Genomic DNA, 10,211 nt, shown 5'->3' with positions numbered 1-10,211 from the left:
CGGGCGCTGGACCTGTTCGGCCTCGACTGGGCCGCGGTGCGGCGCTGGGACGGGCTGAAAGGCGCCAGCCCGGAATGACGCTGTGGGACTGGGCCGTCGCGGCCTATCGCGCCGGGGGCGTGGCCGACGCTTGCCTGGAACTGCAGGACGCCGCCGGGCAGAACGTGCCGCTGTTGCTTTGGGCCGCGTGGTGCGCCGCCGAAGGCCGTATGCCGGACCCCGAGACGCTGGAAGCCGCTTCCGATACGGCGCGGGTCTGGGAGGAGACGGCGATCTCGCCGCTGCGCGCCGTGCGCCGGGCGCTCAAGACGCGCGCTCCTGACCTCGACGATGCGGCGCGGGAAGCGGTCCGGGCCGAGGTGAAGGCGGTGGAGCTGGCGGCTGAGCGGCGGCTGCTGGGGGCGCTGGAGGCGCTCGCCCCCGCGCCCTCTGGATCAGCCCATGCGACGCTGGAAGCGATGGTCGCCGTCGCCAGGGTCTGGTCCCCCATGACCCCGCGCGCGGGACTCGTTCGACTGGCCGAGCGCCTTCCGGCGTGACGCGGCGCGCGCTATAAACCGGGTTCGCGGGGCCAGAGCATGAACGACGACGAACCCTTTCTGACCGAGGAAGACGCGGCCCTGCACGCGCGGCTGAAGATTCTTCAACTGGAGCACGCCGATTTAGACGCCTCGATCGAGGCGCTGGGTCTGATGCCCGTGCCCGACCAGCTGATGATCGCGCGACTTAAACGAAAGAAGCTGCTGCTGCGGGACGAGATCACGAAGATCGAAGACCGCATCCTGCCCGACATCATCGCCTGACCGCGAAGAGCCTTCACCGGCCCTTCTTGCGGACCCACATGGCGGCGTCGGCTTCGGCCAGCCAGACCTCGGGATCGGTGTGGCCGTTGTAGGCGCGCACGCCGAAGGACCCGCCGATGACGGCCGTGCGGCCCTCCCAGGTGAACGCCTCGCGCTCCAGCGCCTCGGCCAGCCGCTGGGCCTTGTCGCGGCCGCCGTTCAGGCCGGCGTTCAGCATCAGCAGGCCGAACTCGTCCCCGCCCAGCCGGCCGACGGCGTCTGACTCGCGCAGGTTGGACATCAGCAGCTTGGCCACGTGCACGAGGGCGGCGTCGCCCGCCGCATGGCCCAGGCTGTCGTTGACGCGCTTGAAGCCGTCCAAGTCGAGATACAGCAGCACCGCGGGCGTGCCGTGACGCTGGCAAAAGGCCATAGTGTTCTTCATCGCCGCCACGAAGCCGCGCCGGTTCAGCGCCGGGGTCAGCACGTCATGATCCGCCGCCGCCTCGGCCGCCTCGGCCCGTTGGCGCAGCGCTTCGATCTCGGCGCGCAGCCGGGTGATCTCTTCCGAAGGGTCGATGACGGCCGCTTGGCTCACAGGCGAAAAGGCTCCCCGCGCCGGCGACTCAGCGGGCCCGGCTTAATACCAGCGTAACGTGCTCGGTTGCGGGTGCAACGCGAGTCCTGTATCGCGCCGCTTTCCCCGGAAAGGGCGGACCGCCATGGCCACCGATTCCCCTCCCAGATCACCACCTCCGGTCGCGATCATCATGGGCAGCCGGTCGGACTGGCCGACCATGAAGCACGCCGCCGACGCGCTGGACCGGCTGGGAGTCGCCTGGGACGCGCGCGTGGTCAGCGCGCACCGGACCCCCCGCCGCCTGTTCGACTTCGCGCACGGCGCCAAGGGCGCCGGCTTCAAGGTGATCATCGCCGGCGCCGGCGGCGCCGCGCACCTGCCCGGCATGGCCGCCTCCATGACCGAGCTGCCGGTGCTGGGCGTGCCGGTCGAATCCAAGGCGTTGAAGGGGCTGGATAGCCTGCTGTCGATCGTCCAGATGCCCGGCGGCGTGCCGGTCGCCACCCTCGCGGTCGGCGAGGCCGGAGCGAAGAACGCCGGCATCCTCGCCGCCCAGATTCTCGCGCTGTCGGATGCTGAACTCGCCGGACGTCTGGCGGCCTTCCGGGAGGCCCAGACCGAGGCGGTCCACGAGACGGTCGAGGACTGAGTGCCGGCGCCCCTACCCCCCGGCTCGACCCTCGGCATCCTCGGCGGCGGCCAGCTGGGCCGGATGCTCAGCCAGGCGGCGTCGCGGCTCGGCTTCAACGTCGTCATCCTCGATCCCGAAGAGAACAGCCCCGCCGCTCGCGTGTCGCAGGGCCAGATCGTCGCGGCCTATGACGACGCCACCGCGCTGGGCGTGCTGGGCCGCACCTGCCAGGCGGTGACCTTCGAGTTCGAGAACGTGCCCGCCGCCTCGGTCGAGCGGCTGGCGGCAGGCGGCGCGCTGGTGGCGCCCGGGTCGAAGGCGCTGGCCGTCGCGCAGGACCGGCTGGAGGAAAAGACCTTTCTCAACGGCGTCGGCGCGACGACCGTCGACTTCGCCCCTGTCGACAGCCTCGACGACCTGCTGGCTGGGCTGGAGCGGCTCGGCGCGCCGGCGGTGCTGAAGACCCGCCGCGAGGGGTACGACGGCAAAGGCCAGATCTGGGTCCGGTCGGCCGATATGGCGGCCGACGCCTGGAGCGCGATCGGGCAACGGCCGGCGATCCTTGAGGCCAAGGCCCCCTTCCTTCGGGAGCTGTCGATCATCGCGGCGCGCGGGCGCGACGGTTCGCTGGCCGTCTATCCGCTGGGCGAGAACATTCACGCAGGCGGGGTGCTGAAGACCACGCTGGCTCCCGCCGAGGTCGACGCGAGGACGACCGCGAGGGCCTACGCTATCGCTGAGGCGATCCTGCAGGGGCTGGACTACGTCGGCGTGCTCGGGGTCGAGCTGTTCGACCTCGGAGACGGCCGGCTGCTGGTCAATGAGATCGCGCCGCGGGTTCACAACACCGGCCACTGGACCCAGGACGGCTGCGTCTGCGACCAGTTCGAGCAGCATATCCGCGCGGTGGCGGGCTGGCCGCTCGGCCCCACCGCCGCCCACGCCCGGGTCGAAATGACCAATCTGCTGGGCGATGAGGTCGAGGGGTGGCGGGAACTCGGCGGGGAGCCGGCCGCTCGCCTGCACCTGTACGGCAAGGCCGAGGCCCGGCCGGGCCGGAAGATGGGGCATGTGAACCGGGTGCGGTCCCTCTAGGACCCCGCGGCCGCGCGCGAGCCCGCGGCGCCCTTTTCACGATGCGGACACCCGGGCCAGCAGCACGGCCGGCGCTTTCCTTCGGTCAGGCTCGCGACGCCCCAGTGGACGCGCTTCTCCCTCGTCTCCGGGCGCTTCGGCGAGATGACCCAGCAGATCCACTCGTTCCGGGCCAGGGGGGTGATGTCGCGCCAGGCGTCACGAGCGGCCGGCGACGCAGTCAAGGCTGCGTTCAGGTCTGGGGGCAGGTCGTGGACCACGCCGCCGGGCAGCCGTTGGCCGGACCCGGTCACTCCGCCCTCGATCCATATCGCATTCGTCCCAAAGCCTCGCTCACGCGCCTCAACGGAGCGTCGAAATCCTTGCCCGCCTTCCACTTCTCGAAGCTCATCACGTTCTCGATTCGCCGGGCCAAGAAGGCGTCGGCGGCGTCCCGCCCGTCGAACCAGCGCATGGTCAAGGCGGGGATCAGGATGCCGGACAGGATCGCCCGCTTGGAATAGTGGTTCCAGTCCGTGGCCGTATCGCCGGCCCAGTTCCACAGATGGTCAGCGCTCTCCCACGCCAGTTTCAGGCCCAGATCGGCGTTCGTCGGCAGAGCGAGGAAGGCGGCGCAGCGGCGCGTCGCATCGAGGTCGGCGGCCCCGGCCTCCATTCGGGCGGAGACCGCGCGGGCGATTCGCTCGCGCATTTTCAGGCTGGCCGCGTCGACCCCGGCGAGGGCGGCGAGGGCCCGGTCGTCGTGCCGCCGAGACAGCAGCGCCGCCAAATCGCGCGCGCCGTTGGGAAACAGCAGCTCCTCGTCGCCGAGCGACAGGCCGTTGTCGGCGCAAGCGGCGCGGACCATGCGGCTGTTCCAACCCAGAGCGGGCGCGCGCGTCACGGCGGCGTCCAGAACCGCCTGTTCCATGCGGTCGGCCCAGTCCCCGTCCGGCGGATCGTTCGGCAGGTGTGGCGCATCGGTCATGGCGCCAGCATAAGCCCGTCGGGCGGGCGTTTCGACCCTTCACATCTTGCCGCGACGATCTGGACAGGAGAGGGGCGCTCGTGTATCAGCCCGCCTTCATCCGCGGACCCTGTCTGCCGGACCGAGATTTTATTTGTCTGCCCGTCTCCCTTTCGAGGTGCGCGGCGGGCGGCCAAAGGAGAGTTCAACCTGGTACAGATTTTCGTTCGCGATAATAACGTCGATCAAGCGCTGAAGGCCCTCAAGAAGAAGATGCAGCGCGAAGGCAGCTTCCGCGAGATGAAGCGCCACGTGCACTACGAGAAGCCCTCGGAGAAGCGCGCGCGCCAGAAGGCCGAGGCCGTGCGCCGCGCCCGCAAGCTGGCCCGCAAGCGCATGCAGCGCGAAGGTCTGCTGCCGCCGCCGAAGCCCCGGGTTCCGGGCGTGGGCGGACCGAGCCGCGGCTGATCCATCGCCGAACCAGAACGACAAAGGCCGCTCCGGATCACCGGAGCGGCCTTTTTCTTGCCCCCCAGGGTGGCGGGGGTTAGCCGCCCCCGCCCCTGATAGCGCCCGCGAACGCCTTCCAGCTCAGCTTCACGTCGGACAGGGCGCCCGCGCGGAAGGCCCGGCCGGCGATCCACACCATCAGCAGGGCGAAGGCGAACATGCCCGCCATGGCGCCCAGGACCTCGATCAATGGCGGATCGCTGGGCAGGCGCGCCATCATCAGGAACGGCGTGAAGAACGGGACCCAGGACAGGATCTGAACCATCGGCGCGTCCGGGGTGCGGATGGCCATCTGCATGGTGATCATCGGGATGATCAGCACCATCATGATGGGCCCCATCAGCGTCTGGGCGTCGCGCGGCGTCTCGCAGAAGGCGCCGATAGCCGCGAACAGCACGGCGTACATGAGATAACCGCCGACCATGAAGGCCACGAACCAGCCCAGCAGCCCGCCGCCCAGCAGGATTTCGCCCACGGAGCCGAGGTGCTGTGGCGCGAAGCCGATCATCGCGGCCGCTCCCATGAGCGCCCAGGCGGCCAGCACCGTCAGGGTCAACAGGGCCACGCCGAAGACCTTGCCGGTCAGTATCTCGGTCGCCGAGGCCGAGGACAGCAGGACCTCGAGGATCTTGTTCGACTTCTCCTCCATCACGCTGTTCAGCAGGATCGAGGCGCCGGTGATGATCAGCGACCAAAGCAGGAAGCCGCCGCCGAGACCCAGAACCATGGGCAACCGATCCTTCCACGAGACCTCGCCTCCGTCCGCCGCCTTTGGCGAGAACATCGCGACGTCGGGGCGGAAGCGCTCGGTGGTCTCGACCACCGCCGGATCGATGCCGGCCGCGCTGAACACCGTCTGCCGGTTGGCGGCGACGAGGGCGTCACGGACGAAATCCTCAACCGTGTCGTCGGTCGTGCGGGACGACCACACCCGGGCGGCCGGTTGGCCGCCCTGGCGATCGAGGAAGACGATGGCGTCTAGACGATCGGCCTTCGGCGTGTCCTCTGACAGGAGCCGGCGCGCGACGGCGTCCCGAGCGGCGCCGGGAGCGGCCGAGACGATCTCCGGCGGCGCCGACACGATGGTGATGCGCTGGCGCGAGACCGACGGCAGCATCGACTTCTGCGGCGTTCCCATGCCGCTGGCTTGAGCGGCCTTCATGGCAGCTTCCTGCCGGGCGGCGCGGCGGTCAGCGTCCCGCGTCAAGGCGTTGCGGACGGCGGCGGCCAGACCCTCGGCCTGAGGCCCCTCCTCGATCACCGCGATCTCGCGGGTCGGCTCGGACGAGGCGGCCATGAAACCGATGCCGCCGGCGACAAGCACGCCCAGAGGCAGGGCGAGCAGAGACAACCAGAAGCCGACGGTCTTGGCGTAGGCGGCGTATTCGCGCCGAGCGATCAGCATGGTGCGGTTCATCGGGCGGCCTCCGCGCCTTGGGTTTTCACGGACTGGTCGACATCCGGCCGGTCGCCGGTCAGGTGGATGAAGGCGTCGTGTAGCGTCGGCTGGCGCAGTTCGAAGCGCCGGACATCCAGACCACCGAGGAAGGCGGCCTTCAGCGCCGCCTGCCCCTCGGCGCCCGGCTGCAGCGCCGCGCGCAGAACACGGACGCCGTCGACGTCGGAAACCGTCTCGACCGCGCCCACGCCCGGAAGGGCCGCGACGGCCGCCGGGGCGATCTGGCCTTCCAGCTCGAGGAACCGCGCGGTGGAGCTCCGCGCCTCGTCGACGCTGCCTTCGAAAGCCTTCCGACCACGCGCCAGCAGCACGACCTTGTCGCACAGCCGCTCGGCGTGCTGCATCACATGGGTCGAGAACAGCACGGTCGCGCCGTCGGCGGCCAGACCGCGGATCACCTGCTCGAGCCCCTGCTGGTTGACGGGGTCAAGGCCGCTGAAGGGCTCGTCCAGGATCACGAACTCGGGGCGATGCACCACTGAGGCGATCAGCTGGACCTTCTGGGCCATCCCCTTGGACAGCTCCTTCATCTTCTTGTTCCGCGAGGCGCCGAGACCCTGGGCCTCCAGCATGTCCCGCGCGCGCTTGCGGCCTTCCGCCAGCGGAACGCCCTTGAGAGAGCCGAAGAAGGCGATGGCGTCGATCGGCGTCATCTTCTTGTACAGACCCCGTTCCTCGGGGAGGAAGCCGATGCGGTCGCGGACCTTGCGTCCGTCTTCGGCCCCGAGGACTTCGATCCGGCCCTCCGTCACCGGCTGCAGGCCCAGGATCATGCGCAGCGTCGAGGTCTTCCCCGCGCCGTTCGGGCCGAGGAAGCCGCAGATCGTCCCCTTCTCCACCTGAAAGCTCAGGTCGCGCACGGCCTGAAAGTCGCCGTACCGTTTGCTCACGCCCTCCAGCGTCAAAGCCGCTGCCATATGCCCCTCCCGAACGACCGTTCACCTGACTAAGCGATATGGGTGTCAAGGACGTTTGACAACCCGCCGCGGCCACGGTCTGTGCATGGTTGTCATGAATTCCATGTCATGTTCGCCCCGACGAGTCGTGCGCCGCCGAAAGCGTGAATGCCTTACGAAGTGACATCATCGCCGGTCGCGCCGCCCGCGGGTTCCCGGCTGTGGACGGCGGGAGCCAGCGCCGGCATTGCGATCGCCGCGCTCGTGGCGACGGCCGCCTTCAACCCCGGCACGGCGCCGTATCTGCTCATCGTCGCCGGCGCTGTTGGACTGGGGGTCTGGGCGGTGAACCGCCGGCCGTCTCCACCCGGAGCCCACCCCGCGGCGGTCGAAATCGCCGAACCTCCGTCAGATCCGCTGATGCTCGACAGCGTGTTTGAAGCGCTGGCCGAGCCGGTCCTGGTGGTGGAGGGGGGCGAGCCTGACGACATAGCAGGTCGCCGCATCGTCCTGGCGAACACCGCCGCCCGCGAGCTGCTGCGCATTCCAGGCGAGACGGCCCTGCTGGTGCAGGTGCTCCGCGATCCGGCGGTGCTGGAGGCGGTGGACGAGGCGCTGTTCGGCGGCCTGACCCGCACCACCGACTATGCCGGCGTCGGCGCCCAGGTCCGGCACTGGCGGGCGCTCACGCGGCCTCTCCCCGCCGCGGGCGATCGCCGACTCGCCCTGATGGTGCTGCGCGATGAGACGGACGTTCGGCGCACCGAGCTGATGCGGGTCGATTTCCTCGCGAACGCCAGCCACGAGTTGAGGACCCCCCTCGCCTCGCTGTCGGGCTTCATCGAGACCCTGAAGGGCCATGCGAAGGATGACGAACGCGCGCGCGACCGCTTCCTGGACATCATGGCGGTGCAGGCCGATCGCATGAGCCGGCTGGTGGCGGATCTGCTCTCGCTCAGCCGGATCGAGCTTAACGAGCACATTCCCCCGGCAGGGCGGGTGGACCTCTCCCGCGCCGCCGCCGACGTGGTCGACGCGGTCAGCCTGTTGTCCGCCGAACGCAAGGTCCACGTCCTGCTGCGGGACGGCGACTCAGGCGCCCCGGTCAACGGCGACCGGGACCAGATCCTGCAGGTGGTTCAGAACCTCGTCGACAACGCCATCAAGTACTCGCCGGAAGGCGGCGCGGTCGAGATCGTCATCCTGCCCGATATCGCACTGGACGAGGCCTCCGCCCCGTGGTCGGGCGGAAACCGGGGCGACGGCGCGACACGGCTGCCGCTGGTGACCCCGGACCGGCAGACGGGCCAGCGGTACGCGGCGGTTTCGGTGCGCGACCACGGCCCCGGCATGGCGCGCGAGCACCTGCCCCGGCTGACCGAGCGCTTCTATCGCGTCGAGGGCCAGAAGAGCGGCGAGCGACAGGGAACGGGCCTCGGCCTCGCCATCGTCAAGCACATCGTCAACCGCCACCGCGGCGGCCTGACCGTCGAGAGCGCGCCGGGCGAGGGCGCGGTGTTCACCGCCTACTTCCCGGTCGCGCCGGCGGCGCCCGCCGAAGGCTGAAGTCGACGGCTCCGGCATGGCCGGGCGCCGTAACAGAACTGTCATCGCCCCGTCGTAATCCGCTGACCATTCCGGGGCAGTTATCGCCGCGGGGCGCACCGGGAGACCGGCGGGTTCCGATTCGCCCTCCGGGACGTCCATGACCTGGCTTTTGCTGCCGATACTGATCGTAGCCGCGCTCGCGTCGTACTTCGGCGCGCGGGCGCTCGCGCGGCGGCGGGCTAAGGGGCAGGCGGCGCATTCGCGCCCCGGTCAGCACGGCGCCTACGCCCTGATCTGGACGGCCGCGCCCGCCGTGGCGATTCTGATCGCCGCCTCACTCTTCTCGGCGCCGCTCGAGCGGCAACTGACGGCCTCCGGCGCGCCAGAGGCCGTGCAGCAGTTGGAGCCGCTGCGGCGCGAGGCCTTCTTCGCCGACGCCCGCTCCGTGGGACACGGGCGTCAGGCCGCGCAGATCTGGCCTGCCCCTTACGCCGAACTGCTACCGGCGGAAGGCCGAAGGGCCGCGCGCATCGGCCTGATGCTGGAGATCGGCGGGATGGCGGCCGCCGTCGTCGCGGCCCTGCTGGGCGCCCTGTTGGTGTTCGGTCAGATCCGCCCCGGCATGCGCGCGCGCAACCGCGTCGAAGGCTGGGTGGTGGGCTGCCTGTTCGTCTGTTCGGCCGTGGCGATCCTCACGACGGTCGGCATCATCGCTTCGCTGGTCTATGATTCCGTTCGGTTTTTCTCGTCCGTGCCGGTCACCGAGTTCCTGTTCGGCACGCAGTGGAGCCCGCAGACGGCTATCCGCGCCGATCAGGTCGGATCCACCGGAGCCTTCGGCGCTCTGCCCCTGTTCGCCGGGACCTTCCTGATCATGCTGATCGCGATGACGGTCGCGGCTCCCGTGGGCCTGTTCTCGGCCATCTACCTGTCGGAGTATGCGGGGCCGCTGTTCCGCGCCACCGTCAAGCCGGTGCTCGAGATCCTCGCGGGCGTTCCCACCGTCGTCTACGGCTTCTTCGCCGCCCTGACGGTCGGGCCGGCGTTTCGAGAGTTCTTCAACACCATCGGAGGCTGGCTGATCGGCGGGCCGCTGGACGGCCTGGGGCAGTACCTGTCGCTGGTCCAGAACCAGATGGCTCTGGTCGCGGGCGCCGTCATGGGCATCATGCTGATCCCTTTCGTCAGCTCCCTGTCCGACGACATCATCAACGCCGTGCCGCAATCGCTGCGCGACGGCTCCTACGCGATGGGCGCGACGAAATCCGAGACGGTCAGTCGGGTGCTGCTTCCGGCCGCCCTGCCGGGCGTGGCCGGCGCCATGCTGCTGGCGATGTCGCGGGCGATCGGCGAGACCATGATCGTGACCATGGCCGCCGGTCTGGCGGCCCGGCTGACGCTGAACCCGCTCGACACAGTGACCACCGTAACCGTCCAGATCGTCACCCTGCTGACAGGCGATCAGGAGTTCAACAGCTCCAAGACGCTCTCCGCCTTCGGCCTCGGTCTGACCCTGTTCCTCGTGACGCTGATGCTGAACGTGGTCGCCCAGCGCATCGTCCAAACCTACCGGCAACAGTATGACTGACGCCGTCCGGCCCCCCGCCCTGCGCACCGATCGCCTGCGCGCGGGCCTGAAGCGCCGGTACGCCCGCGAGCGGCGCTTCCGCATGTACGGCCTGCTGGCGATTGGCTTCGCCGTGGGCTTCCTGCTGCTGCTGCTGGGCCGCATCGTCGAGCAGGGCCATACCGCGTTCTACACCC

General features: G+C 69.8%; 13 protein-coding genes. 8 read left to right on the top strand and 5 right to left on the bottom strand.

Annotation, left to right across the window (positions count from 1 at the left end):
* On the top strand, positions 1 to 539 hold a 539-nt coding region (locus VGB60_RS11435), incomplete at its 5' end, for a TIGR02444 family protein (RefSeq protein ID WP_331038376.1).
* 39 nt (positions 540 to 578) lie between these two features.
* Positions 579 to 803 (top strand): YdcH family protein, encoded by a 225-nt coding sequence (locus VGB60_RS11430; RefSeq protein WP_331038375.1) that lies wholly within the window; start codon positions 579 to 581, stop codon positions 801 to 803.
* A 13-nt stretch (positions 804 to 816) separates the two neighbouring features.
* Here VGB60_RS11430 and VGB60_RS11425 read toward each other — a convergent pair whose 3' ends face one another.
* Positions 817 to 1,380 carry a GGDEF domain-containing protein gene (locus tag VGB60_RS11425; protein ID WP_331038374.1) on the bottom strand — a complete coding sequence of 188 codons (564 nt, stop codon included), beginning with the start codon at positions 1,378 to 1,380 and terminating at the stop codon, positions 817 to 819.
* A 124-nt stretch (positions 1,381 to 1,504) separates the two neighbouring features.
* Between VGB60_RS11425 and purE the strand changes: the two genes are divergently transcribed.
* A complete protein-coding gene (gene purE / locus VGB60_RS11420; RefSeq protein WP_331038373.1) occupies positions 1,505 to 2,011 on the top strand; it encodes a 5-(carboxyamino)imidazole ribonucleotide mutase in 507 nt (168 codons plus the stop codon).
* On the top strand, positions 2,012 to 3,088 hold the full coding sequence (locus VGB60_RS11415) for a 5-(carboxyamino)imidazole ribonucleotide synthase (RefSeq protein ID WP_331038372.1): 1,077 nt from the start codon (positions 2,012 to 2,014) through the stop codon (positions 3,086 to 3,088).
* Here VGB60_RS11415 and VGB60_RS11410 read toward each other — a convergent pair.
* Both VGB60_RS11410 and VGB60_RS11405 read right to left on the bottom strand, forming a co-directional pair.
* Positions 3,085 to 3,348 (bottom strand): YdeI/OmpD-associated family protein, encoded by a 264-nt coding sequence (locus VGB60_RS11410; protein WP_331038377.1) that lies wholly within the window; start codon positions 3,346 to 3,348, stop codon positions 3,085 to 3,087. The two genes, VGB60_RS11415 and VGB60_RS11410, sit on opposite strands and share 4 nt — an antisense overlap.
* Positions 3,349 to 3,377: 29 nt before the next feature.
* On the bottom strand, positions 3,378 to 4,055 hold the full coding sequence (locus VGB60_RS11405) for a COQ9 family protein (protein ID WP_331038371.1): 678 nt from the start codon (positions 4,053 to 4,055) through the stop codon (positions 3,378 to 3,380).
* A 189-nt stretch (positions 4,056 to 4,244) separates the two neighbouring features.
* Here VGB60_RS11405 and rpsU point away from each other — a divergent pair, with 189 nt between their 5' ends.
* Complete coding sequence (gene rpsU, locus VGB60_RS11400; protein WP_056621430.1) at positions 4,245 to 4,502, top strand: 30S ribosomal protein S21; 258 nt, start codon at positions 4,245 to 4,247, stop codon at positions 4,500 to 4,502.
* Between the two features lie 79 nt (positions 4,503 to 4,581).
* Here the strand turns inward: rpsU and VGB60_RS11395 are convergent, their stop codons facing one another.
* Positions 4,582 to 5,961 carry an ABC transporter permease gene (locus VGB60_RS11395; RefSeq protein WP_331038370.1) on the bottom strand — a complete coding sequence of 460 codons (1,380 nt, stop codon included), beginning with the start codon at positions 5,959 to 5,961 and terminating at the stop codon, positions 4,582 to 4,584.
* On the bottom strand, positions 5,958 to 6,920 hold the full coding sequence (locus VGB60_RS11390) for an ABC transporter ATP-binding protein (protein ID WP_331038369.1): 963 nt from the start codon (positions 6,918 to 6,920) through the stop codon (positions 5,958 to 5,960). The genes VGB60_RS11395 and VGB60_RS11390 overlap by 4 nt, the downstream gene beginning before the upstream one ends.
* A 147-nt stretch (positions 6,921 to 7,067) precedes the next feature.
* Between VGB60_RS11390 and VGB60_RS11385 the strand changes: the two genes are divergently transcribed.
* The 3 genes from VGB60_RS11385 to VGB60_RS11375 all read left to right on the top strand — a co-directional run.
* Positions 7,068 to 8,465: a sensor histidine kinase gene (locus VGB60_RS11385; protein WP_331038368.1), complete on the top strand. Its 1,398-nt coding sequence runs from the start codon at positions 7,068 to 7,070 to the stop codon at positions 8,463 to 8,465.
* Between the two features lie 139 nt (positions 8,466 to 8,604).
* Positions 8,605 to 10,035 (top strand): phosphate ABC transporter permease subunit PstC, encoded by a 1,431-nt coding sequence (gene pstC / locus VGB60_RS11380; protein WP_331038367.1) that lies wholly within the window; start codon positions 8,605 to 8,607, stop codon positions 10,033 to 10,035.
* On the top strand, positions 10,028 to 10,211 hold a 184-nt coding region (locus VGB60_RS11375; RefSeq protein ID WP_331038366.1), incomplete at its 3' end, for a DUF3333 domain-containing protein. The genes pstC and VGB60_RS11375, both read left to right, overlap by 8 nt.

Origin of the sequence: Brevundimonas sp. (assembly GCF_036399195.1) — a bacterium.
GTDB lineage: Bacteria > Pseudomonadota > Alphaproteobacteria > Caulobacterales > Caulobacteraceae > Brevundimonas.
Note: the sequence above shows the minus strand (reverse complement) of the source record. Positions and strands in the feature narration are given on the sequence as shown.